Raw genomic sequence first — 24,776 nt, 5'->3', positions numbered from 1 at the left:
TTTTTCCTGCGCGCGGCCGTTCATCGGTCGCGCGCTTGTGTTTTCAGGGTGTGACGCTAGCGCAGTTCGGCTTCGGTATTGCCACCGTCGACCGTGATGACGTGGCCGGTAGTGCGCTCCATCAAAGCAAGATTGACAAAACCCTCGGCGACATGATGCGCCTCGACCTCGCGGCCCAGAAGGTTACCGCCCATATAGACCTCTTCGCTGACACCCCGCGCGGCGGCGCGTTCCTTGATGAACGCATCCGTCAGCAGGCCTGATCTGATCTTGTCGGCATTGACCCCGTTGACCCGAATACCAGCCCCCGCCAGTTCCAGCGCCAGTTGCCGCATCAGGAACATCGTGGCGGCTTTGGGGGTTCCATAGGCGCCTAGATTGCGACCGGGATTGACCGCCTGTTTGGAGATATTGAACAGGATTTGCCCACCACGCCCCTGATCCTGCATCAACTTGGCAGCGGCGGTGGCAAAGGCCTTATGCGCGAAAAAGTTCAACTCGAAAGCCGCGCGGAAGGCTTCATCCTCAAGCTCGACCAGAGCGCCGCCAGTGGCTGTGCCCGCATTCGACACGAGAATATCCAGCCCACCAAAGGCCGCGACCGCAGCGGTCATCGCGGTATCGGCAGCGTTAGCTTGCGTGATGTCGAGCGCGCAGGCCGCATGCCAGCGACCCAACTGGGATAGGGCCGCATCCAGCGCCTCCTGATCCCGATCCACCAGAACGACATTCGCGCCCTTGGCGGCAAAGGCTTTGGCGGTTGCCAGACCAATCGCGCCTGCCCCGCCGGTCACCATGACGACCTGGCCCTGAAACGGCGGAGGGGTGCCTTTGCCCAGCTTTGCTTGCTCCAACGACCAATATTCGCAATCGAACATGTCCTTTTCGCCAATCGGGTAGAACCCGCCCGCATCTTCTGTGACAGCGCGCACGCGGATGTTCTGTTCAGCAAGATCAGCCGAGGCTGAGGCCGCCCTAGCGTTCACCCCAATCCCCAGCACACCGATCCCTTCGATCCACGCATGTTTGGGATCAGGGGTCAGCATGGTCTTGGGTTCCGCGGCCTGAGGGGCCTGACGGTCGAAATAGGCGCGGTAATCCACAGCGAAGGCTTCGACCTTGGCCTTGATGCTCTCTCGGTCGGTTAGGTCCGCCTGTTTCAGCACCAGCGGCCAGCCCTTGGTACGCAGCACGTGATCCGGTGAGGCCATGCCGCGGGTCGCCAGCGCGTCCACATCGCCGCGCGCCATAAACGCATGTGTCGCGGGGCCATTTCTCAGATCAAAGACAGGCATCGGACTGTCCTGATCCGCAGTGACCTCAGCGATCACGCCACGCAAGACGGGCAACATGTCCAGCCCGTTGGAAGGCAGACGTTCACCAATTGGCGTCAGTTCGGTCAGGCCGAGATAAGCCGCGACCTCATTGGTATGCTGAACGATCTTATCATAGCTTTCCTGCGCGGTGGCGCCAAAGGCGAAATGACCATGTTTAAGCAGCAGCAGCCCCTCAACATCAGGGTTGGCGTCGTACACATCCGCCGCCGCCTTCGCGAGGCTGAAACCGGGCATGATGTAAGGCACGATCCCCAAGCGGTCGCCGAAAATCTCGCGACAGACCTCTTCAGCATTGGGCAGGTCGGCCAGAATCAGAAACGGCGTGGCGTGGGTGTGATCGACGTATATATGTGGCAGGAAGGCATGCAACAGCGTTTCGACTGACGGGTTGGGCGAGGCCGAATTCAGCAGGCTTGAGCGCTGATAGTTCACCATGTCCTCATCCGACAGCTTATCGAGCGCGCGCAGCTTCAACAGCGGCTCTTGCCAGACACCCGGCAGTCCGGGCGCTTCGATCGTGTCCAGATCCCAGCCCGAGCCTTTGACGTGCAGAACCGGCCGCATCTCGCCGAACAAATCGGGGCGCTCTAGCTTGACCGACGTATTGCCACCGCCATGCATCAGCAGATCCGGGTTCTGACCGATGAGGCGCGAAGTGTAGACCCGCTCTGCCAATTCCTGATCAGCCGGATCGGCGCCGGCAGCCGCACGCCAGTCTGCGGCGGCCTGCGCCTTGTACATGTTTTCGATCATGTCTTTTGTATCCTTGTCTTTCTGCGCTCAGGCGGCTTGGCCAACCTTTTCAGGGAACATGGCCGCCAGACCTTCGGCGCTGGCGTCGCATACGCCCCTCTCGGTGATCAAACCGGTGACCAGACGGTTCGGCGTGACGTCAAAGGCCGGGTTACCTACATCCGAGCCATCGGGGACGACACAGACCTCTCCAATACCGTCCTCCGTCATGCCAAACACGTGCGAGATTTCGCGGTCCGGTCGGTCCTCGATCGGGATTTCGGCAACCCCGTCCCGCAGCGTCCAATCGATGGTGGGTGAGGGCAAGGCCACATAGAACGGCACGTTGTTGTCATGCGCGGCCAGGGCCTTTAGATAGGTACCGATCTTGTTGCAGACATCGCCGGTCGAGGTGGTCCGGTCCGTCCCGGTGATCACCAGATCGACCAGACCGTGCTGCATCAGGTGACCGCCTGCATTGTCGACGATGTATTGATGGCTGATGCCATGTTCGCCCAGTTCCCACGCTGTTAAGGCCCCTTGGTTCCGGGGTCGCGTTTCATCGACCCAGACATGGATCGGCAAACCAGCGTTATGCGCCTGGTACATCGGGCTGGTCGCAGTGCCCCAATCCACGGTGGCCAGCCACCCGGCATTGCAATGGGTCAACAATCGCACCGGCTCACCCGCGGGTTTGCGGGCGGCGATCTCGCGGATCAAAGCAAGCCCATGTTCTCCGATCCGGCGATTGATCTCGACATCCTCTTCGCAGATCTCATCCGCCAACGCCCAGGCCGCGGCGGCGCGTTGATCGGGCGGCAGAGGCAGCAGGGCCTCCCGGCAGCGCTGCAACGCCCAATTCAGGTTTACCGCCGTTGGACGGGTCGCGTTCAAAACCGAGGCTGAATGTTCAAAACTCTGATCAGACGGGTCCCGAGACATCCCATCCGCCATCCCATAGGCAGCAGTCGCTCCGATCAAAGGCGCGCCACGCACCCACATCTCGCGGATCGCGGCCTCAAACGCGGCCAGAGAGGACAACGTGGCGATTCGGAAATCGTGCGGCAGCCAGCGTTGGTCGATGATCCTGACCTCGCCGCTTTCAGCGTCGCGCCAGATCGAGTGGTAGTGAACACCGCCAATTTTCATCTTCTGCCCTCCGGTCGGGTTTCATGGGGTCTGCCACACGTTCCAGTATTTTCACGCAGGCCTCAAGCGCCGATGGGTTGTTTCCGCACGGCTCTTAGAAGCGTATTACAGATCGGCTAGTCCCAGAGCGGCATAGGCGGGCGGCATCAGGGCACGCCGCCAACGACCCAATGGAAAGCGGCGGGCTGTCTCGGACATGACATTTGGCAATCCGCTGGTCTGACCCAGGGCCAACCGCGCCAGGGCCCGACCGCTATAGGTGCCCATGGCGACCCCGTTGCCATGATAGGCGAAGCCCGCGAACATCCCGGTCTGTCCCGGAACCGGCCCAACAAAAGGCACCAGTTCGCGCGACATGCACACCATGCCCGACCAGATATGAGTGACGTCCACCTCAGACCACGCCGGGAACATACGCTTGAAGTCGCGCTGCACCTGCATGCGGATCGCTGCCTCGGCTTTGGGTGAGGACCGCAGCCCGCCCCGCATGCCAAACAGGAACCGGCCATCCGGCATCAGGCGGAAATAGTGCAAGAGATTGCGCGTATCGTAGGACATCTGATCTGAGGTCCAACCCTGCGCGGCCCTCTCTGCCGGTGTCAGAGGACGGGTGACAAGCACAGTGGATTGGGCAGGCATGTAACGAGCCGACATCCAGGACGGGATATCTTCGCTGGAGTACCCATTGGTGCAGACCAATACCTTGTCGGCTCGGATTTGGCCTTTTGGTGTTTGTACAGCAAAACCTGACGCGGTCTTCTCAATGCTCAGAACGGGGCTGTTCTGAAAAAACATTGCGCCTTGCGCCTGCGCGGCTTGGGTTAGGCCAAAAAGGTATTTCCGAGGATTCAGGCCGAACCCGACAGGTGTCGTGTACCCTCCGTGAAATGGCCCTTTCAGGCCTAGACCGGACAGGTCAGCAGCTTCATGCAGTATACCGTTCTCATCTGCACTGCGCCTCAGCGCCTCCATCGCGCGGCGGGAATGAGCCAGTTGCGTCTCACCTTTTGAATGCCGATCCACGTCGATCCCGTAGCTGTCCAGAAGGCTTGCGACGAGTTGCACAGCGTCGCTTTCAGCCCCGGAATAGGCTTGCGCCGAAACCTCACCATAGCGACGACACATGGCCTTGTAGCTGAGTTTTGATCCCCCCAGACAGCAGAACCCACCGTTGCGTCCCGAAGCCCCCCAACCGGGTGTTTCGGCCTCACACACTGCGACGGACACGGCCGCATCCGCCAGATGCAGTGCGGCTGAAGCTCCGGTGAAACCGCCGCCAATAATGGCAACATCAGCCTGCAAATCACCCTTCTGTTCAGGCCAGTCGGGGGCGGCGATAGTTTCGTCCCACCAGCACCCCTGCCTTGGCCCATCACCATAGGTGTAGTCCGGAAATATCCGTTTCATTCGGCGCGCATGGCGGCCATCTCATCTTGCTTTTGCCGCATCATCGCACGCTTAGTGACCAAGGAGGCGGTGATGACGCCGATAGTCACAACCGCGATCATTAGGGTCGACAGCGCGTTAATCTCAGGGCTGACACCAAGCCGCACGGCCGAAAAGATTTTGATCGGCAAGGTCGTGGCAGACGGGCCCGAAGTAAAGGACGCGATCACCAGATCATCAAGAGACAGAGTAAACGCCAGCAGCCAGCCCGAGATCACCGCCGGTGCGATGATCGGCAGGGTTACTAGTCGAAACGCTTGCGCGGGCGAGCAGCCAAGGTCCAAGGCGGCCTCTTCCAGCGACTGGTCAAAGGTCACAAGGCGCGAGGAGACAACCACCGACACAAAGCACATCGAAAAGGTCGTATGGGCCAATACGATGGTCAGAATCCCCCGGTCCAACCCGATCCCGATGAAGAGCAGCAAAAGCGACAGGCCTGTGATCACCTCTGGCATGACCAGCGGCGCGTAGATCATTCCCGAGAACAGGGTACGGCCAAAGAAGCGCCCTCCGCGTACCAGGACATAGGCCGCGGCGGTGCCCAGAATGGTTGCCAGCGTCGATGAAAACACCGCCACCCGGATCGTCACCCATGCCGCGTCCAGAAACGCTTCGTTCTGGGCCAGCTCTCCGTACCATTTGGTCGAGAACCCGGCCCAGACAGTCACCAGTTTGCTTTCATTGAAGCTGAAGATGATCAGGATAATCATCGGGATGTACAGGAACGCGAACCCTAGCGTCAGGGAAACCGTGTTGAACCAGCTTAATCTGTTCATTTCTCGGCCTCCGCCTGTTTCTGCTGGTTGCGCTGGAACAACACAATCGGCACCACGAGGATCAGCAGCAGAACCACCGCCACCGCGCTTGCCACCGGCCAGTCACGGTTTGAGAAGAACTCCTCCCACAAGACCTTACCGATCATCAGGGTGCCCGAGCCGCCGAGAAGTGAGGGGATCACAAACTCACCGATCACCGGGATCATCACAAGGAAACAGCCCGCAATGATGCCGGGGCGCGACAAGGGGATCGTTACCAGCCAGAAGGCCTGGAGGCGCGAACACCCCAGATCCTCGGCGGCTTCGATCAGTGACTCGTCCATGCGCTCCAACGACGAATAGATCGGCAGGATCATGAACGGCAGATAGGTGTAGACGATCCCGATATAGACAGCCGTATTGGTGTTCAGAATCGTCAGCGGGGTCGAGATGATACCCGTCCACAGCAAGAGCTGGTTCAGATACCCTTCGTTCGACAGGATCCCCATCCAAGCGTAAACGCGGATCAGGAATGAGGTCCAGAACGGAAGGATCACCAGCATCATCAGTGTCGGTCGCCATTCGGCCGGCGCGCGCGCCATGCCATAGGCAATCGGGTATCCCACCAGCAACGTCAGAAAGGTTGAGATCACAGCGATCTTCAGGCTGGAGAGGTAGGCCTTCCAATACAGGTCATCCTCGGTCAGCCAGACGAAATTCTCAAAATCCAGCTGGCTGAAGAAATCCTTGATCCCGGCCCAACCCTGCGACAGGTCCAACGTCGGCGTGTAGGGCGGAATCGCCAGTTCCGTGTCCGAAAGTGAGATTTTTAGGACAATGAAAAACGGCACCAAAAACAGCGCCAACAGCCAGACATAAGGAACTGCGATCAGCAGCGCGCGGCGCATCAGCTTGCCAACAGGACCGCAGCCGTCGCTGTCCAGGACAGCCAGACCGGGTCTTCCCATGTGAATGACCGACGCGAGATGCGGCGAGTATTGGCCGTTTGCGCCTTGATGATCGTGCCGTTCGGCAGCTCGACATGATAGGTCGAGAGGTTGCCCAGATAAGCGATGTCCAACACCCTGCCTTGCACGGCATTGATTGCCTCGGCAGGGCGGTCGGTTGAGATCGTCACCTTCTCGGGCCGGATCGCCAGATGGCAGGCCTGACCCTCCGAGAAGCCGTTCGCCGAGGTTGCCGTCAGCGGAGCCTGCCCTTCGGCCCAGTCGATCCGATAGGTTTCCTCACCATTCGCGGTAGCGTGGCCTTCGATGATATTCACGTCGCCGATGAAGTCCGCGACATAAACCGAGTTCGGGTTTTCATAGATGCGATCGGGCGTGGCGACCTGCATCAAGCGACCTTGATCCATTACCGCCACGCGGCTGGCGACGGTCATGGCTTCCTCCTGATCGTGGGTAACGATCACAAAGGTCGTGCCGGTCTTCTCCTGAATATCCATCAGTTCGAACTGCGTGTCCTGTCGCAGTTTCTTGTCCAACGCACCCAGAGGTTCGTCCAGCAGCAATAGCTTGGGCGCCTTGGCCAGCGACCGCGCCAGCGCGACCCGTTGCCGTTGACCGCCCGAGATCTGATGCGGCTTGCGGCGAGCAAATTGCTCGAGCCGAGTCAGGCGCAGCATCTCTTCCACCCGGTCCTCAAGGTCATGCTTGGGCATGTTGTCCCGGCGCAGACCGAAGGCGATGTTTTCCCAGATGCTGAGATGCGGAAACAGCGCGTAGGACTGGAACATCATGTTCACTGCGCGTTTGTTGGGCGGGATCGGGTCAATGTCCTGACCGCCCAAAATGATGTGCCCTTCGGTCGGCGTTTCGAACCCCGCCAGCATGCGCATCATCGTGGTCTTGCCGCAACCCGACGGACCGAGCAGGGCAAAGAATTCTTTCTCAAAAATGTCCAGAGACAGATTGTCTATGGCCGTGAAATCTCCAAACCGTTTGGTGACATTCTGGAATTGGATCAAGGGTTTCGCCTGCGGGTCATCCCACGGCGCAAAGACGTCAGAGTTCAAAACGGCCCCCGTTCGACAATCTGGAAGTGGGCGCAAGGCGATCCCCGCCGCCTTGCGCGAAATCGGATCAGGTGCCCGATTTGATCTTGGTCCACATACGGGTCACAACCCGCTGTGTTTTTGCCGGGTAAGGCGTGGTGATGTAGAGGTTCTGCATCGTCGCATCATCCGGATAAATCGCCGGATCACCGATCACGTCTTCTTCAAGGAACTCTTGCGAGGCCTTGTTGCCGTTGGCGTAGTACACATAGTTCGACGCCGCCGCCATGTTGTTGGCATCAAGGATGAAGTTCAGGAACTTATGCGCGCCTTCCGGGTTCGGAGCGTCCGCCGGAATAGCCATCTGGTCGAACCACATCAGCGAGCCTTCGGCGAAGGGGTGGTATTCGATCTCAACGCCGTTGTCGGCCTCGGCCGCACGGTCACGGGCCTGCAGAATGTCACCCGACCAACCAACTGCCACGCAGATATCGCCATTGGCCAGCGCGTTGATGTATTCCGAGCTGTGGAATTTCTGGATATAAGGGCGCACGCCGGTCAGTACTTCCTCGACCTTCTTGATGACGTCCGGGTCATGGCTGTCCGGGTCCTCACCCAGATATTGCAATGTCATCGGGATCATTTCGGCGGGAGCATCCAAGAAATGCACTCCGCACTCGGCCAGTTTCTCCATATTTTCGGGTTTCAGCACCAAGTCCATGCTGTTCAGCGCAACGTCATCCCCCAGCGCTTCTTTGACTTTGCCGACATTCACACCAATGCCAGTGGTGCCCCACATGTAGTTGATCGAATAAGCATTGTTCGGGTCGTATCCGGCAGTACGCTCTTGGATGACATCCCACAGGTTGCCAGCATTGGACAGCTGAGCTGTATCCAGTTCCCGGAACGCTCCGGCCTGAATCTGGCGCTGAAGGAACGTACCCGAGGGCACCACGACATCATAGCCCGACCCACCGGCCAGCATCTTGGTCTCCAGCAACTCGTTGCTGTCGAACACGTCGTAGATCAGGGTCAGCCCTGTCTCTTCCTCGAACTTCGTTAGAAGCTCCTCGTCGATATAGTCCGACCAGTTATAGACTCGCACCTCTTCGGCGAAGGCCGCCGAAGTCCCCAATGCGAGAACCGCTGTCAGTGTCAGCGTCTTGAACATCATTTTTGTTCTCCCTGCGATTATGGTGGGTATTGTCCCGTTTTTTTGGATTTGATCAAGTTTTGCGTTTTTCGACTTTCTGAACTATGGTTCCAAAAGGTCAACAGCCCGGCAAGTCGGCACCCATCGAGACAAGGCAAACCAATTGGATTTGATCAAAAATAAGGCACCTAAGCCCAATATTGACGCCGGGAAACGGCCCGCGCACGAACAGGTCTACCACACCCTGAAATCCATGATCATGTTCGGCGAGCTGGTACCAGGTCAGCCCGTCACTATTCAGGGCCTGACTGATTCGCTCGGCGTCGGCATGACCCCCGTGCGCGAGGCGATTCGACGTCTGATCTCGGACGGTGCATTGGTGTTTCAGGGCAATCGCCGGGTCAGTGTACCCTTGTTGTCCAGCGGTGATGTTGAGCAGGTGATCTTCGCCAGAATTGCCATAGAATCAGAGCTTTCAAGGCGATCCACCGCCAAAATGTCCGCCAGCGACATTGATCAACTGGAATCAATCGACCAGCAATTGGACCAGATGATCGCGGATGGTGACGTTCATGGCTACCTGCACTTGAACCACAGATTCCACGAAACGCTCTACGCACATGCCGATGCGCCCGTCCTAAGCGATCTGGCCGAGCGTCTGTGGCTCCGATTCGGGCCATCCTTGCGTGTGGTCTGCGGCCGCTTCGGCACTCAAAGCCTGCCTGATCGCCATAAGGACATCATCGCAGGGCTGCGCGCTGTGGATGCGGAAAACGTGGCGAAAGCGACCGCTCAGGATATCGAGCAAGGCATGGAACTGATGATCGACGCTGCCTCGGACATTTAGAAAACACCGATTCGATTGACAGGAAATAATTTGATCATATTGTGACTCGCAACCACCGTTGCAGGAGTCTTTCGGATGTCCACGATCACAAACCACATGCCCACCGCCGAATTGCAGGCGCTGGATGCCGCCCACCACATGCACCCGTTCTCCGCCAACGGAGCGTTGGGAAAAGAGGGCGCGCGCGTCATCACCCGCGCCAATGGCGTCTATCTGACAGACAGCGAAGGCGAACAGATCCTGGACGCGATGGCCGGCCTGTGGTGCGTGAATATCGGCTACGGGCGCGATGAACTGGCCGACGCCGCAGCCCGCCAAATGCGCGAGCTTCCGTACTACAACACCTTCTTCAAAACGACCCACGTTCCCGCAATTGCACTGGCCAACAAACTGGCAGAGCTTGCCCCGGGCGACCTGAACCACGTGTTCTTCGCCGCTGGCGGGTCCGAGGCGAACGACACCAACATCCGCTTGGTGCGCACCTATTGGGCCGAAAAAGGTCAGCCCGACAAGAACATCATCATCAGCCGGCACAATGCCTATCATGGCTCGTCAGTGGGCTCTGCCTCGCTGGGCGGTATGGCCGGAATGCACGCGCAGGGCGGCATCCCGATCCCGAACATCCACCACATCAATCAACCCAACTGGTGGGCCGAAGGCGGTGACATGACGCCCGAAGAGTTCGGCCTCGCCCGTGCGCGCGAACTAGAAGAAGCCATTCTGGAACTGGGCGAAGACCGCGTCGCCGCCTTCATCGCCGAGCCTGTTCAGGGCGCAGGCGGCGTGATCGTCGCTCCTGATACCTACTGGCCCGAAATCCAGCGCATCTGCGACAAATACGATATCCTGCTGATCGCCGATGAAGTGATCTGTGGCTTTGGCCGTACCGGCAACTGGTTCGGATCGCAAACCGTCGGCATCAAACCGCATATCATGACCATCGCAAAAGGCCTCAGCTCGGGCTACGCGCCTATCGGAGGCTCCATCGTCAATGACGAGATCGCCGAGGTGATCGGCGGCACTGAATTCAACCACGGCTACACCTATTCCGGCCACCCGGTCGCAGCGGCTGTGGCCCTGGAAAACCTGCGCATCCTTGAAGAAGAAAAGATCGTCGAGCATGTCCGCGACGTCGCCGCCCCCTACCTTAAACAGAAATGGGAGGCGCTGGCCGATCACCCGCTGGTGGGCGAGGCCAAGATCGTCGGTATGATGGCGTCGATCGCTTTGACCCCTGACAAAGCCAGCCGCGCCAAATTCGCCTCCGACCCCGGCACGGTAGGCTATATCTGCCGCGACCGCTGCTTTGCCAACAACCTGATCATGCGGCATGTGGGCGACCGGATGATCATCTCTCCGCCTCTGATCCTGACCCCAACGGATATCGACGAGATGTTCGTGCGCATCCACAAATCATTGGATGAAGCCGAGGCCGAGATCATCGCGCAGGGCCTGATGAAAGCGGCCTCCTGATCCGCCCTTCATCTGGCTAAAACATCCCGGGGGAGACGCCGATAGGCGGCGGGGGCAGAGCCCTTAGCCCGCTCGTTAGTTGCACTTTCAGTTGTGGTCGACAAGTTATCACCGCTGATTGCGATCCCTTTGGCATTGCCCAAGCACTAACATCAAAATCGGCCCAAGGCGGCCATTTGCGTCGGCCGCATCGAAAGTCGGCTTATGGCCCAGGGCGGACCTTTGTCTTACTATTGGAGTCGCAGGAGCAACGAAGAACCACATACCTACCTACACAATCCGGCGTCGAAAACGGCCATCATTGCGCTTCGCAGGTGAGCAATATCTTCGTCCACTGAAGCGGAGTGATCGCATTTTAATGACGGCAATACCTCGACCCGGATCGTTCCGCTTTTGGGCAAGTGTTTGTCGCGCGGCATGCTTTTGTAGGATGCGTGAACTACGACGGGTCGTGTTGTTCGGCCGTTGGTGCGCGCTACTATTATAGCTCCTGCCTTGAACTTGCCGAGGCTTCCGGAGTTAGTGCGCGTACCCTCTGGGAAAAGCACGACATAACGGCGCGCGGGCATGGCTTGAACAAAAGCAGTGAGTGTTTCGATCGCCACATTGCCACTTTTCCAGTCAATCTTCACCGGCCCTACACACTTGATTCCGTCGCGTTGGATAACCGCGTCGCAAAGTTCCTTTTTTGGCGGCGAAGGTGATCCACTTGGCGTCGGACACCACGTCAATCAGAGTGAAACCATCTAGGTGGCTGCGGCGGTTGATCACGATAATTGTGGAACGTCACAGATCTTTGACTTAATCGATGGCCAAAACCTCAAGGAATGATTGCATCACGTCATTCATGTCTGACCCAAACATCAAGCATTTCTGACCCAAAACACCTATCGACCATACGTAAGCACTGCTGCCAATACTTCAAACTTCCTCAAATCGTCGAAAGGCCAAGGCAATTAAACCGGCGATGGCCATGTAAACCAAAGCCAACAACAACAGGGGCTCGTAGACCACAAATGTGTCTGCTCGAACCCGGGACGAAACAGCATATATCTCGACCACTGTGATCGTTGCTACGAGTGGCGTTGCTTTGAGCTGCAAGATGGTTTCACCGCCCAAGGTGGGCAGAACATTGCGTACGGCTTGGGGTAGCCAGATCCGGCGGAACATTGTGAATCGTGGCATCCCGAAAGACTTTGCAGCCTCCAGCTGACCTTTTGCCACACCAGAGAACGCGCCTCGCATGACCTCGCCCTCGTATCCTGCGAAGGACAATGTCAGCGCCAGGACGGCGTAGGGCCAAGCCTGACGCAGGTAGGGCCAAAGCTCAGACGATCGTATCCAGGGAAACTGCGGAAATAACGAACCAAGCCCGTAGTATAGCAACCATATCTGCAACAGCAGCGGTGTGCCTCGAATTATCGTGCAGAATACCCTGGCGGGCGTTGCCAAGTACCAAGGGCCCACCGCCTGCGCCAATCCCAGAGGCACAGCCATTAAAAAGCCTAGTACGGTTGTGACCACCAAGAGCCAGATTGTGGTCCAGAGACCCTGCAACGCCAAAGGGGCATATTTTGGAATCCAATCCCAACGCAGCGAGAACGCACACCAGATCACCAATGCTGCAAATAGCAACATCATGACGATACGGTGCGGTTGCATAAGAGCTTTTACAGTGATCATGCCGAGCCCCCCTTCAACGAAGGTTGACCACGCCGCGCCCATTTCTCAATGCGCGCAAAAACGACTCCTGAGAAAAGGGTGACCATCAGGTATAGAAAGCCAGCAGCCAAAAAGAAGGTGAAATAAGCACGGGTACTGCTTGCCGCTTGTCGTGTTTCCAGCGTCAACTCACTGAACCCGACGACAGCGAGCAAGGCCGTGTCCTTGGTGGCGATAAGCCACAGATTGGCTAGCCCGGGCACCGCAAATCCCATCATTGCTGGTATGGTCACCCGACGCATGATCATGAAAGCGGGCATTCCATAGGACTTCGCCGCCTCGATCTGCCCGACAGGCACCGCCTTTATGGCTCCACGCAGAACCTCGGTGGCATAGGCCCCTTGTACAACGCCCAGAACCCAAATACCGGCGGCTACACCGTTGATCTCAACCCGACCGCCACCGACCGCCTCAGAGATCTTGTTGATGATATCACTGCCGACATAATACAGGATCAGGATCAGCACCAATTCAGGCACCGCCCTGATCACAGTCGTATAGATGGCAAGAAGGTCACGCGTGACCTTCCCACCGTAGAGTTTTCCGTAGGCTCCGAACAGCCCGATAACCAGCCCCATTCCAAATGCGCCGAAGGCGATTTGCAGGGAATTGGCAAGCCCGCGTAACAGGTTGCCACCCCAACTAGACAGCGACAGCAACTCCATGCTGGTGCCAAGGCCCAGTGTCTCTAACAGTCCGGTCACAGCTACGCCTTAGTAGATGCTGGTGGTGAAATAACCCGAGGTGATTTTCTCGTGGGTCCCATCGGCCAGGATCGCAGCGATCCCTTTGTTGAGCGCTTCAAGAAGTTCGGTATCGCCCTTGCGCACACCGGCACCGACGCCACGGCCCAAGATTGCCGGATCATCCGCGACAGCGCCTTTGATTTCACAGCAGCCGCCATTGTCCGAATTCACAAAATCCGCCATGGCAATGCTGTCGGCCTGAGTGGCATCGATGCGACCCGCGAAAAGGTCTTGGTTGGCCTCATCCTGAGTCTGATAGACTTTCAGTTCTGAATCCTTGAAGTATTCCTGGGCATAGGCTTGGTGGATGGTCGAGGCTTGGATCCCGATGATTTTGCCAGCAAGGGACTCTGCGGTGGGCTCGATATCCATCGACTTGTCGGCCACAATCACTGCGGGTGTGTTGTAATACGCATCACTGAAGTCGATGGTTTTCAGACGCTCTTCGGTGATCGACATCGACGCCATGATCGCGTCGATCTGCTGGCCGGTCAGCGACGGAATGATACCATCCCAGGCGACAGGGGTGATGACACAGTCAAGCTCGGCTGCGGCGCAGACGGCATTGATCACCTCGATCTCCCATCCGACCCAATTGCCCGAGCTGTCGGGTGACGCAAATGGGGGATAGGGTTCGGCAGCGATACCGATCTTAACTTGTTCAGCTGCGGCCGCGCCGGCAGTCAGAACGGCTGCGGCTGTTGCTGCAGTCAAAAGTGCTTTCAATTTCATTAGGAGTCTCCCGGTTGGTGTTATTTAGTGTTTTGATACTATCCGACGGATCTGAGGAATTGCTTCAGTCGTTCCGATTGCGGATTTCCAAAGAGGTCGGCAGGTGGTCCCTGCTCTTCAATGCGCCCCTGGTAGAGGTAGACGACATGGTTCGCCACTTCGCGCGCGAACTTCATCTCATGGGTGACCAATAACATGGTTCGCCCTTCGGCAGCCAGATCACGGATTACCGTCAGCACTTCGCCCACGAGTTCCGGATCCAGTGCGGATGTTGGCTCGTCAAAGAGCATGGCGGAAGGATCAACCGCCAATGCCCGAGCAATAGCGGCCCTCTGCTGCTGGCCCCCGGATAGATATGCTGGGAAGGTGTCCTCTTTGCCGCCCAGGCCTACCCTGACCAGCAATTCGCGCGCGCGTTCGATCGCCTCGGGTTTGGGCACCTTCAACACATGTACCGGAACCTCGATCACATTCTCAAGAAGAGTGCGGTGGGTCCACAGGTTGAACTGCTGGAACACCATCGCCAGCTTTGTTCGAATGCGCTCTATCTGCTTCTGGCTGGCGGGACTGCCATCTGCCCGCATTGCCACTTCCTCGCCTCCGATTACGATTTTGCCGGAGGTCGGTGTTTCAAGGAAATTGATGCATCGCAACATGGTCGACTTGCCAGACCCCGAGCCACCGATGATCGCCACGACATCACCCTGATGTGCTGTGAGATCCACGCCTTTTAGCACCTCGAGATTTCCAAAAGACTTGTGCAAGTCCTCAACGCGGATCGCCTCTCGGCGCGTATCCGTTTCTTGAGCAACTGCGTCAGCGGCGGCTGTGTCCATTTTTTCTTTGACCCCAACTTTCTGATTGCAGTAAGCCGCGAGCATAGTAATTATGCAAGCGTATAATTACAGCATCCGCAAAATAGGACCAATCGTGAGCGAAGACCGCAAGAAATTTAAGCGTGAGTCGGCTGAAGCCAGACAACACGCACTGATTCTCGCGACGCTTGATTTGGTGGCAGAACAAGGCGTCCGTGGCGCCACAGTGCGGGGAATCGCGGACCGCGCGGATGTTACGCAGGGGCTCATCCGTCATTATTTTAACTCCAAAGAGGAGCTGATCGTCGCGGCGTATGAGCACCACATGAACTCTATGACAGATCAGACATTCGCGCCTGCGAACGAAGTCGAAGCTAGCGCCCAAGCCAAGTTGGCAGCTTTCGTGACCGCGTCATTGACGCCGCCGGTTGTCGACCCCCGTGCTATCGCTCTTTGGGCCAGCTTTTTGAACAAAGTACAGAATGACCAGCAAATGAAGGCGACCCACGAACGCACATACGCCTATTTTCGGGACCAGCTCGAAGGGTTGATCGCGGCCTCTCTGAAAGAAGCGAACCGCTCGGTCTCGCCTGCCCAGTTGCGGCAGCTGGCTATCGCTTGCAACGCGGTCATCGACGGTCTGTGGCTGGAAGGCGGCGCTTTACCCGATGCCTTTGAGCAGGGTGAACTGGTCGAAATCGGGCTGCAATCCGTTTCCGCCATTATCGATTTGAATCTAACGCAGGAGAGTGAGCCCCTATGAGGTTGACAGCAATCACTGACCGGCTGGCCGGATTGGGCGGCGGCAAGTGGGAGGTACACTTGAAGGCGCGAGCCATGGTTGAGGCAGGTGCTGATCTGGTGGAAATGACAATCGGCGAGCCCGACGTGCCAACCCCACCAGAGCTTTGCGATGCCGCTGCCTTGGCGCTGCAGTCGGGCCGTACCGGCTATTCCAACGGCCGCGGAGAGGCCGGGCTTTGCGATGCCTTGGCAGAGTCCTACACCAAAAGCCGCGGTCGGCAATTTTTGCCCGAGAATATCCTTTGTTTTCCCGGCACGCAGACCGCGCTTTATACGGTGATGCAGGGCGTTGCCGAAGCCGGGTCCGAGGTGTTGGTCGGCGACCCGATGTATGCCACATACGAGGGCGTGATCCGCGCATCAGGCGCCGAACCCGTGCCGGTGCCGCTGCGCCCGGAAAGCGGATTTCGGTTGCAGGCCGAAGACATCGCCGCGCGCATCACCCCACGCAGCCGCGCTATACTTTTAACGACTCCGCATAATCCAACGGGCGCGATCCTGACCGCAGAAGATGTGCGGAAAATCGGCGAGCTTGCGATCAAGCACGACCTCTGGATCAACTCGGACGAAGTGTACGAGCATCTGGTGTTTGAAGGGGCGGAATTTGTCTCTCCGCTGTCGGACCCGGATCTGGCCGATAGGGTCATCGCCGTGTCGTCGATTTCCAAATCGCACGCAGCCCCCGGGTTTCGCAGCGGCTGGTGCGTCGGTCCAGCTGCGTTCTGTACTGCGTTGCTACCGGTCTCGGAAACGATGCTGTTTGGCAACCAGCCCTTTATCGCAGACATGACCGAAAAAGCTGTGCGAGACGGATCATCGGTCGCTGCAGGCATGGCGTCGCGTTTTGCAGCCCGCGCCGATGGTCTGGCACGCCGCCTTCACAGTGAAACGCCGCTGACTGTCCACCAACCGGATGCGGGCATGTTTGCGCTGGTCAACGTGACGGGCATTGGGATGGATGGTGACACCTATGCCTGGGATCTGCTGGAACACGGCGTTTCGGTGATGCCCGGCTCGGCCTTTGGTGAAAGCCTAAAGGACTGGGTTCGGGTCGCCCTCACCATCGACGACAGCCAATTCGCGACTGCGCTAGACCGTATCGTCGCCCATGCAAACCTTAGCAAACGGAGTGTTGCATGACCAACCAAACAGTGGGCGAGGCACTGGTCGCCGAGTTGAAGCAACGGGGCGTATCCTGCGTGTTCGGTATTCCCGGTGTGCACACAGTTGAGCTGTACCGCGGTCTTGCGGCCTCGGGCATTCAGCATGTGACCCCAAGGCACGAGCAAGGTGCAGGTTTTATGGCTGACGGCTATGCGCGTGTTTCAGGCAAGCCGGGCGTGGCCTTCGTGATCACGGGGCCCGGCCTGACAAATACGCTGACGCCGATGGCGCAGGCCCGCGCAGATTCCGTTCCGATGCTGGTGGTTTCCGGCGTCAACGAGAAGAGCACGCTACACAAGGGTCTTGGCCACTTGCATGAACTGCCCGACCAACATGCGCTCGCCAAAACTGTTGCGCTGGTGTCCGAACATGTGGACCAGCCCGGTGATTTGAGCGCTGCATTGGATCGCACGTTTGCACCCTATTCCGCTGGACGACCAGGCCCCACCCATATCCAAATCCCGCTGGATGTGGCGGGGTTGGTCGCTGAAAGCGCCCTGACTTCGAAAGATCATCCCCATCAGGCATTGGACCGCGACTTAGTCCAACAAGCCGCAGACCGGTTGTCGGCTGCGCGAAGAATCGTCATCTTGGCAGGGGGCGGATCGAAAGCGACCGAGGAAGGTCTTCAAACTCTCGCAGAGCGTCTCGATGCGCCTGTCGTGCAAACCGTAAATGCGCGCGGTCTGATGCATGGGCACCCACTGACTGTTCCCGCTAGTCCAAGCTTGAAAGCCGTCCGGGCATTGATCGAAGAAGCCGATTGCGTCCTCGCTTTGGGGACCGAGTTGGGCCCAACGGACTATGACATGTATGCCACCGGAGATATGGCCTCTATGTCAGGGCTCATACGAGTGGATATTTGTCCGGATCAATTGACCCGTCACGAAGCCGCAATAACCATAGAGGGTCGGACCGGTCAGGTTGTTTCGTCCTTGCTGTCGGCCTTGCCCGGAAAATCCAACCAGCGAGATGGAATGGACCGCGCTGAAAGAACCCGCGCCGCAGCGTTCGAAGAGATAGGTTCGGACTACCGCGCTCAAGTCGGGATTCTGGCGGCCATGCGCGCCGCAGTCCCGAATGCGCTCATGATCGGAGATTCCACCCAGCCGATTTATGCGGGCAACCTCTACTATGATCACGACCGTCCCGGCGGTTGGTTCAATGCGGCCACCGGATACGGGGCTCTTGGCTATGGCATTCCGGCCGCCATCGGTGCCGCGATTGCCGACCCGGAGGCGTCCGTGATTTGCATCGCCGGAGACGGAGGTGCCCAATTCTCACTGCCCGAGATCATGGCCGCAGTGGAGCAAAACCTGCGTATTACCTTTGTTCTTTGGAACAATCGTGGCTATGGCGAAATCGCCACGTCCATGGAGGGCGTGGGCGTCGAAGTGATCGGTTGCGACCCAACCCCACCTGACTTTGCGGCCACTGCTGCCTCGTTTGGCGTCCCCTACAAACGCGTTCGGCAAGATCCAACAGCTGTTGCCGCTGCACTGGCAGAAGCCGATGCCCAAAACGGCCCCTCGATTCTGGAAATTGATACTGCCGGGCGCCGCTCGGATCAGGAGTGACTCATGCGAAACCCGACCTTTGAATTTACCCGTGCCATAACGCGCAAGCCTGCCTCGACCATTGCAGACGGCCTGCGTGCCGAGGATATCGGCAATCCCAGCCTAGAGGGTATGCTGGCTGCGCATTCGGCCTATGTCAGCGCGCTGCGGAGCACTGGAGCAGAAGTTATTGAGCTACACCCACTGGAAGCGTACCCGGACGCCCAGTTCGTCGAGGACACTGCGCTATGCCTGCCGCAAGGTGCTATCCTGATGCGACCTGGCGCGCCCTCCCGCCTGGGTGAGGTGGCAGAAATATCGTCGACGATCCGTGCCTGTTACGACGACGTCCGCGAGATCAAGGGGCCCGGCCATGTCGAAGGAGGTGATATTCTGGTGACCGGAAAGGAAATTCTGGTCGGCCGCTCGGATCGAACCGACGCTGCAGGAGTGGCCGAACTGGCAGAAATCGCCAGTGAGTGGGGCCATACTTTGCGCGAGGTGTTCACGCCTGAAGGCGTGTTGCATTTCAAGACCGATTGTTCGCTGATGGATGCCGAAACCATCCTTTCAACCAAGCGCCTGGATACGTCCGGGTGTTTTAAAGGCTACCGGGTTCTGCATGTTGCCGACGGTGAAGAAGCGGCCGCCAATGCAATACGTTTCAACAATCTGGTGCTCATGGCGGCCGGTTTCTCGCGTACTGCAGATGTTTTGGACAAGGCTGGGTATGAGGTCATCCAGATCGACAACACCGATTGCGCCAAGTTGGATGGCGGCATGTCATGCCTGTCTCTGAGGTTTTGATGGTAATGAAGGATCATTAGGCATAAGAACCGAGTTCAGCTGGAGTGCCGAGGCTGTCCGCATGCGCGCCGCACCTGCTTCCGTCCAGCCAACGAGCGCAAAAGAGCAGTCCGCGCCGCCCAAACACCCTAAACACGATTAGCATGCAATCGCGTTTTTCGCCTTAGCGCTCGGCTAAGTGCGAGAGCACCAAGGTATTTGGCCCAAGCTGGCAAGTGCGAGGCAATACCAAACAATAGTGCAATCGACAGCTTGGCTGCGCCCCCCTCCTCTACCTCAACCGCTCAAGCAAACGAATGGACGCATAGCCATCTGGCAGCAGTCCTTGTGCCAGTTGATAGGCCCGCACCGCATTCACCGTATTCGGTCCGGTACGTCCGTCTATGCCCTGGGTATCAAACCCGGCCTGCGTTAACCGCGTTTGCAATTCCTTTTTCTCGGTAAAACTCAGCACCCGGTCGCCACGCGGCCAACCGGCCTGAAACGGAGCATCTCCGCTCAGCCGATCCGACAGGTGACCAATTCCGATCACATAGGCATCCGCGCCATTGTACGCCTCGATCACGCTGAAATTGTCGAAGATCATCAGCGCTACACCTTGCCCGCCCGCGGGAAGCAAGATCGCAGCTTGACCGTGGTCTCGCACCGGGTTGCCATCCAGCCCGACCACACCAAGTGCCGCCCAGTCAGACGGCATCAGAGTGAAATCCCGCTTGGCAGTCGCATAGTCGAACCCCTCGGGCAGACGCACCTCAACACCCCAGGGCTGCCCCTTAGTCCACCCATTCCGGGCCAGATAGGCGGCGGCCGAGGCAAGCGCGTCCGTCGGGTCCTCAGACCAGATGTCACGCCGACCGTCGCCATCGAAATCAACCGCGTGATCCAGATACGAGGTCGGCATGAATTGCGTATGCCCCATGGCGCCAGCCCAGCTGCCCACCATGCGACCCGCACTTACATCCCCGGCCTGAATGATCCGCAAAGCGGCAATCAACTGGGTCTCGAAAAACGAAGCGCGGCGGGCATCGAAGGCCAATGTCGCCAGCGAGCGGATCGTCTGGTTGCTGCCACGATACGACCCGAAGGAGGTCTCTAGGCCCCAAATGGCAGTTACGACCTCTTTCTCGACGCCATATTGCGCCTCGATCTGCCGCAGGACTTTCCGATGCCGGTCCAATGCCGCGCGACCATTGGAGATGCGCGTGTCCGAGACGGCCGCGTCCAGATACTCCCAGATCGGCTTTGAAAACTCTGCCTGATTACGGTCCCGCTTGATGACCTTTTGGTCATAGCTCAGCCCGGCTAGTGCCTGGTCCAAAGTCTGCTGAGTGATCCCCTGCGCAACCGCCCTCCGCTGAAACGCGCCAAGCCATGCCTGAAAGCGGGCATTGCCTTCTACCGACACCCGAACGGCCTCAGCCGAAGGTCGCGGCACCGGCCGGAGGGAGATCACCACATCCGCCGAGGCCAGTTGTATCGTATTGTCCAAAAGTCGATTTTCTGACCCTTGATAAGTTTCTGCTGAACCTGCCTGCATCATGGATGCCCACAATGCGGCGGTCATGACGCCGCCTATGCATTTACGCATTCCGTTTTTTCCTGATTACTGCTCCGCCTCAGGATAGCGCAAAATGGGCGGTTTTCAAAGCACGCAGACCGGTTCTGCCGATAGGGTCATCCGAGGATTTTCTGCCCGTTCTGCCAGACGGCCAGCAGATCCCCCTCAGGGCCGATATGCAAGACATGTGCCAGCGCGCCTCTGGTCAGACGTCCGATCTGACGATTGCCGATCAGATTCGCAGGCACAAGGCTGGTCATGTGCAGGGCTTGTTCAAACGACACACCGACCTGTTCGGTAAGATTCCGCGCCGCTTGAAGCAATTCCAGATGCGCGCCTGCCAGCGTTCCGTCGGCCAGCGTCAGCCGGTTGTCGTCGCGGAGGATTTCGCGGCCGTTGAGTTCAAACACGCGGATATCCGACCCTGCCGTCGCCATGGCATCGCTGACCAGAAAAATCTCACCGGGTCCCAGCTTGGCATTCAACGCATTGCGGATCATGGCGGGATGAACATGGATCATGTCCGCGATAAGACCCGCCGAGAATTTTCCCTCGGCCAATGCCGCGCCAACGGTTCCCGGCGCGCGTCCTTGCATCTGGCTTTGCGCGTTGAACAGATGCGTCACACAGCGCGCACCAGCCTTTGCGGCGGCAACGCAGACCTCATAACTGGCATCGGTATGCCCCAAGGAGACCAATACACCTGCCGCCGTCAGTGTTTCAATCTGGGCGTTCGTGACGCTTTCGGGCGCCAGTGTCACTTTAAGCACCGGCAATTGGGCGGCGGCCTCAAGCAGGGCCGCGACATCCGCATCCCCCATCGGGCGGATAAAGGCAGCGTCATGCGCGCCTTTGCGTGAGACGGCCAGATGCGGGCCTTCCAGATGCAAACCCAAGATGCCCGGAACGCCTTGCCGCACGGCCTCAATCGCGACCGAGATGGCGTTTGCGGTGATCTGGGGCGAATCCGTGATCAAGGTCGGCAGGATCGAGGTCGCCCCGATCTGCGCATGAGCCCCAGCCATGATCTGTAGCGCGTCAACATCCGGCTGGTTGTTGAACATCACCCCACCACCGCCATTGACCTGCAGATCGACGAAACCCGGCGCGAGAAGTCCACCCTCCAGCGTGACTGGCACGTGCCCAGAGCCAAGTTCCGACATGGGAACGACGCCATCAACCCGCCCACCCCGATGCAACAGCGCGTGGTCTTTCACGATGCCGTCCGGCGTCAGAATATCCGCTCCGATGAGGGCGTGGGTCGTCTCCGTCATACCGTCTCCGTCACCTTCTTGAGGTGCCGGGGGGCATCCGGGTCAATGCCGCGCGAGGCGGCGAAAACCTCGACCATGGAGTAGAACGAAACGATCAGGCTCAGCGCGTCGGTCAGCGGGTGTTGCGTGCGGACATGTTCGACCGGCGACGCAGATTTGACCTTGATCGTGGTCGCAAAAACGCGGGCCCCTTTGGCGCTGATCGCGTCGGCGACCTCGGACAACGCGGGTTCCGCAGCGTCGGCAGCAGCAAAGCTGAGGACAGGAAACCCTTCTTCGACAATCGAGACCGGCCCATGCAGCACTTCGGCCGAAGAATAGCTCTCCGCGTGCAACTGGCAGGTCTCTTTGAACTTCAACGCCGCCTCGTTGGACATGGCCAGCACTTGCCCGCGCCCAAGCGTGAACAGCGACGGGTTTGCCCCAATCGCGGCCCGAACCTCAGGCCAGTCGATACGCGCAGCCTGCGCCAGCCGTTCTGGCAAGCCGCGAATGGCCGCCAAAAGCGCCTCATCCCGCGCCCATTCAGCCAAGACCCAAAGGCCCGCCACGGCCGAGGACACAAATGTCTTGGTCGCGGCCACACTCAGTTCGGGGCCTGCCTGTATATCAATGGTGTGGGCACAGGATGCCGCCAATGGAGAGGCCGCGTCATTTGTCAGCCCGATGGTCAGCGCGCCATCACGATCCGCGCTGCGCACCATCGCCAGGATATCCGGGCTTTGCCCGGACTGGGACACGGCCAGACACAGGCTGTTTTGCAACCGAAGCGGCGCGTTGTAGATAGACGCGACAGAAGGACCAACCGAGGCCACCGGCAGGCCCAACAGGATTTCCGACGCGTATTTGAGATAGGTGCAGACATGATCCGACGACCCACGCGCCACGCTCGTCAGAAAAGCGGGATCAAGGGTCCGGGCGACCTCGGCCGTGGCCGTGATGTCCTTTTGACCCAGGCTGAGCAGCCGTTCGACCGCTTCGGGTATCTCATCGATTTCCCGGCGCATCCGGGTGATCTGCTGTTGCATGTGCTTTCCTAGCTGTTTGCAAGGCGCAGTTCGGCCACGAAATCGTAGGCATCACCGCGATAGACAGAGCGGGTGAATTCCACCACCCGTCGATTGGACAGGAACGAGGTCCTGACGATCCGCAGCCCGGCCACGCCCGGCTCGACCCCCAGAACGGCGGCATCGTTGGCCTCAAGGTTGATCGCTGAAATCCGCTGCATGGCGCGCACCGGGCGGTTGCCGTCGCGTTCCAGCACCTCGTAGAGCGAGGATGTCACGCCTTCGGGATGCGGCAGGATATCGACCGGCAGGGCCGCGTGCTCAATCGCCATTGGCCTGTCATTGGCCATGCGCAGGCGCGACAGCCGCGCCACCTCTTCGCCCGAGGACAGGGCCAGTGCCATAACCTCTTCCGGTGAGGGTGTGTGGATGCCCCGGTCCAGCCACTCGCTGGTCGAATCCAATCCGCGGCGGGTCATGTCTTCGGTAAAAGAGGTCAGCAGAGACAGCGATTGTTCGACCCGAGGCGTTCCGTCCGCCACGAAACTGCCCGAGCCCTGACGCTGCACGATGATGCCACGCTCGACCAAATCCTGCAGCGCGCGCCGGACGGTAACACGGGACAGGCCGGTCAGATGGGCCATCTCGCGCTCGCCTGGCAGCGGGGCGCTTTCGGCCAAAACTCCGGCCTCAATGCTTTGCTCAAGTCGCTTGCGCAACCGAACGTAAAGAGGGCCTGTGGCCTCCTGCAGCCAATCCGCGGGTTTCAGGAATGTCTCGATCGTGTCGCTCACTAGCCCGCCCCTACCTTTGCCCGCTCAGCCAGGTGACGCGCCAATATCAGGGCTCCGTCTAGCGGCGAGCCCTTGGCCTCGGTCAGGCAGGCCTGCATGTGAGGGGGCAGATAATCTGCATAGTGCGGTGCGACCCCGCCGATCATGCAGATGGGCGATCCGTCGGTGTGACCGATGGCGCGCAGCCCCTGCGCCAGATAGTCGGCCCCGCCTTGCATCAGTTCCTGCGCCACGGGATCGCCACCAGCCGCAGCCGCGATGATCTCGGGGGCAAGGCCTGCGAAATCAGAGGGGTTCGCCTGACCAACAAACGCAACGATTTGCATGGGATCGTCGTCATATTCCGTGCTGATTTTTCGGGTCAGCGCGCCGTGGGGTTGAATGCCGTCCATCGCCAACAGAACGCGTTGCAGCAGCTGAACGCCCAACCAATTGCCCGAGGCCTGATCGCCGATCAAAGCCCCGTAGCCGCCAATAAAGTGCGTTCGCCCATCGGCCTGGCGGGCCAGAAAGGACCCCGTTCCAACGCCAATCACAGAACCGTCCTGCGCGCCCAGCGCGCCCACAACCGCTGATCTGCGATCATCTTCGACCTCGACAATCCGCGAGGGAAGGCTGCGCGCAACCTCAGACGCCGCAACGGCATCCGTCACCCCAGCCAGCCCCGCGTAGGTCGGAATCTCGGCCAGATGTGCTCGGGGCAATTGCGCCTTATAGGCCAAGGCCTGCAGCCCCTCATCGAGGGTGCGCAGCGCTTTCTGACGATCCGAGAAGGCATTGGCACTACCCAATGTCACCTCGACCCGACCGTCAGGTGTGACCATCGCGAAACGGCATTTTGTGCCACCGCCGTCGATTGCAATCAGGTATTGGAAGGACTCATCCATATAG

At 58.9% G+C, this 24,776-nt stretch carries 23 protein-coding genes; 6 read left to right on the top strand and 17 right to left on the bottom strand.

Annotated features, from left to right (window positions below; genetic code table 11):
* Window positions 1–56 precede the first annotated feature (56 nt).
* From ACR0KL_RS08995 to ACR0KL_RS08965, 7 genes are all read right to left on the bottom strand, one after another.
* Window positions 57–2,090, bottom strand: a complete 2,034-nt coding sequence (locus ACR0KL_RS08995; RefSeq protein ID WP_480776897.1) for a bifunctional aldolase/short-chain dehydrogenase — start codon at window positions 2,088–2,090, stop codon at window positions 57–59.
* A 27-nt stretch (window positions 2,091–2,117) separates the two neighbouring features.
* Window positions 2,118–3,218: an S-methyl-5-thioribose-1-phosphate isomerase gene (mtnA, locus tag ACR0KL_RS08990; RefSeq protein WP_170678081.1), complete on the bottom strand. Its 1,101-nt coding sequence runs from the start codon at window positions 3,216–3,218 to the stop codon at window positions 2,118–2,120.
* Between the two features lie 105 nt (window positions 3,219–3,323).
* Complete coding sequence (locus ACR0KL_RS08985) at window positions 3,324–4,625, bottom strand: NAD(P)/FAD-dependent oxidoreductase (RefSeq protein WP_170678083.1); 1,302 nt, start codon at window positions 4,623–4,625, stop codon at window positions 3,324–3,326.
* On the bottom strand, window positions 4,622–5,440 hold the full coding sequence (locus ACR0KL_RS08980; RefSeq protein WP_170638159.1) for an ABC transporter permease: 819 nt from the start codon (window positions 5,438–5,440) through the stop codon (window positions 4,622–4,624). Before ACR0KL_RS08980 ends, ACR0KL_RS08985 begins: the two co-directional genes overlap by 4 nt.
* Window positions 5,437–6,327: an ABC transporter permease subunit gene (locus ACR0KL_RS08975; protein ID WP_170376046.1), complete on the bottom strand. Its 891-nt coding sequence runs from the start codon at window positions 6,325–6,327 to the stop codon at window positions 5,437–5,439. Before ACR0KL_RS08975 ends, ACR0KL_RS08980 begins: the two co-directional genes overlap by 4 nt.
* Window positions 6,327–7,454 (bottom strand): ABC transporter ATP-binding protein, encoded by a 1,128-nt coding sequence (locus ACR0KL_RS08970; RefSeq protein ID WP_170678085.1) that lies wholly within the window; start codon window positions 7,452–7,454, stop codon window positions 6,327–6,329. Before ACR0KL_RS08970 ends, ACR0KL_RS08975 begins: the two co-directional genes overlap by 1 nt.
* Before the next feature lie 67 nt (window positions 7,455–7,521).
* Window positions 7,522–8,607 (bottom strand): polyamine ABC transporter substrate-binding protein, encoded by a 1,086-nt coding sequence (locus ACR0KL_RS08965; RefSeq protein ID WP_170375682.1) that lies wholly within the window; start codon window positions 8,605–8,607, stop codon window positions 7,522–7,524.
* A 142-nt stretch (window positions 8,608–8,749) separates the two neighbouring features.
* On the opposite strand from ACR0KL_RS08965, the gene ACR0KL_RS08960 reads away from it, so the two are divergent.
* Window positions 8,750–9,433 carry a GntR family transcriptional regulator gene (locus tag ACR0KL_RS08960; protein WP_170678087.1) on the top strand — a complete coding sequence of 228 codons (684 nt, stop codon included), beginning with the start codon at window positions 8,750–8,752 and terminating at the stop codon, window positions 9,431–9,433.
* A gap of 75 nt (window positions 9,434–9,508) precedes the next feature.
* Window positions 9,509–10,906 (top strand): aspartate aminotransferase family protein, encoded by a 1,398-nt coding sequence (locus tag ACR0KL_RS08955; protein ID WP_170678089.1) that lies wholly within the window; start codon window positions 9,509–9,511, stop codon window positions 10,904–10,906.
* Window positions 10,907–11,172: 266 nt separating this feature from the next.
* Here ACR0KL_RS08955 and ACR0KL_RS08950 read toward each other — a convergent pair whose 3' ends face one another.
* From ACR0KL_RS08950 to ACR0KL_RS08930, 5 genes are all read right to left on the bottom strand, one after another.
* Window positions 11,173–11,637 carry a lysophospholipid acyltransferase family protein gene (locus ACR0KL_RS08950; RefSeq protein ID WP_170678091.1) on the bottom strand — a complete coding sequence of 155 codons (465 nt, stop codon included), beginning with the start codon at window positions 11,635–11,637 and terminating at the stop codon, window positions 11,173–11,175.
* Between the two features lie 190 nt (window positions 11,638–11,827).
* On the bottom strand, window positions 11,828–12,589 hold the full coding sequence (locus tag ACR0KL_RS08945) for an ABC transporter permease (RefSeq protein ID WP_170552219.1): 762 nt from the start codon (window positions 12,587–12,589) through the stop codon (window positions 11,828–11,830).
* Entirely contained in the window at window positions 12,586–13,332 is a 747-nt protein-coding gene (locus tag ACR0KL_RS08940; protein WP_170552217.1) for an ABC transporter permease subunit, read from the bottom strand. The genes ACR0KL_RS08945 and ACR0KL_RS08940 overlap by 4 nt, the downstream gene beginning before the upstream one ends.
* A 9-nt stretch (window positions 13,333–13,341) precedes the next feature.
* Window positions 13,342–14,106, bottom strand: coding sequence for a transporter substrate-binding domain-containing protein (locus ACR0KL_RS08935; protein ID WP_170678093.1), 765 nt, complete (start codon window positions 14,104–14,106; stop codon window positions 13,342–13,344).
* 38 nt (window positions 14,107–14,144) lie between these two features.
* On the bottom strand, window positions 14,145–14,942 hold the full coding sequence (locus ACR0KL_RS08930; RefSeq protein WP_170678095.1) for an ATP-binding cassette domain-containing protein: 798 nt from the start codon (window positions 14,940–14,942) through the stop codon (window positions 14,145–14,147).
* Between the two features lie 94 nt (window positions 14,943–15,036).
* On the opposite strand from ACR0KL_RS08930, the gene ACR0KL_RS08925 reads away from it, so the two are divergent.
* The 4 genes from ACR0KL_RS08925 to ACR0KL_RS08910 are packed head-to-tail and all read left to right on the top strand — an operon-like array spanning window position 15,037 to window position 19,252.
* Window positions 15,037–15,684, top strand: a complete 648-nt coding sequence (locus ACR0KL_RS08925; RefSeq protein ID WP_170678098.1) for a TetR family transcriptional regulator C-terminal domain-containing protein — start codon at window positions 15,037–15,039, stop codon at window positions 15,682–15,684.
* On the top strand, window positions 15,681–16,865 hold the full coding sequence (locus ACR0KL_RS08920) for a pyridoxal phosphate-dependent aminotransferase (protein ID WP_170678100.1): 1,185 nt from the start codon (window positions 15,681–15,683) through the stop codon (window positions 16,863–16,865). The genes ACR0KL_RS08925 and ACR0KL_RS08920 overlap by 4 nt, the downstream gene beginning before the upstream one ends.
* Window positions 16,862–18,466 carry a 5-guanidino-2-oxopentanoate decarboxylase gene (locus tag ACR0KL_RS08915; protein ID WP_170678102.1) on the top strand — a complete coding sequence of 535 codons (1,605 nt, stop codon included), beginning with the start codon at window positions 16,862–16,864 and terminating at the stop codon, window positions 18,464–18,466. Before ACR0KL_RS08920 ends, ACR0KL_RS08915 begins: the two co-directional genes overlap by 4 nt.
* 3 nt (window positions 18,467–18,469) lie before the next feature.
* Entirely contained in the window at window positions 18,470–19,252 is a 783-nt protein-coding gene (locus tag ACR0KL_RS08910; RefSeq protein ID WP_170678104.1) for an arginine deiminase family protein, read from the top strand.
* A gap of 271 nt (window positions 19,253–19,523) precedes the next feature.
* Here the strand turns inward: ACR0KL_RS08910 and ACR0KL_RS08905 are convergent, their stop codons facing one another.
* The 5 genes from ACR0KL_RS08905 to ACR0KL_RS08885 all read right to left on the bottom strand — a co-directional run bounded on the left by ACR0KL_RS08905 (window position 19,524) and on the right by ACR0KL_RS08885 (window position 24,772).
* A complete protein-coding gene (locus ACR0KL_RS08905; protein WP_170678106.1) occupies window positions 19,524–20,840 on the bottom strand; it encodes a lytic murein transglycosylase in 1,317 nt (438 codons plus the stop codon).
* Between the two features lie 86 nt (window positions 20,841–20,926).
* The gene (nagA, locus tag ACR0KL_RS08900) at window positions 20,927–22,084 is read right to left on the bottom strand and encodes an N-acetylglucosamine-6-phosphate deacetylase (RefSeq protein ID WP_170678108.1); all 1,158 of its coding nucleotides are present in this window, start codon (window positions 22,082–22,084) and stop codon (window positions 20,927–20,929) included.
* Entirely contained in the window at window positions 22,081–23,112 is a 1,032-nt protein-coding gene (locus tag ACR0KL_RS08895; RefSeq protein WP_170678110.1) for an SIS domain-containing protein, read from the bottom strand. The genes nagA and ACR0KL_RS08895 overlap by 4 nt, the downstream gene beginning before the upstream one ends.
* Before the next feature lie 8 nt (window positions 23,113–23,120).
* A complete protein-coding gene (locus ACR0KL_RS08890) occupies window positions 23,121–23,885 on the bottom strand; it encodes a GntR family transcriptional regulator (protein WP_170638126.1) in 765 nt (254 codons plus the stop codon).
* Complete coding sequence (locus ACR0KL_RS08885; protein WP_480776896.1) at window positions 23,885–24,772, bottom strand: glucosamine kinase nucleotide-binding domain-containing protein; 888 nt, start codon at window positions 24,770–24,772, stop codon at window positions 23,885–23,887. Before ACR0KL_RS08885 ends, ACR0KL_RS08890 begins: the two co-directional genes overlap by 1 nt.
* Window positions 24,773–24,776: the final 4 nt, after the last annotated feature.

The sequence above is a fragment of the Ruegeria sp. C8 genome, assembly GCF_056537565.1.
This window is presented reverse-complemented; position numbering and strand designations above follow the sequence as displayed.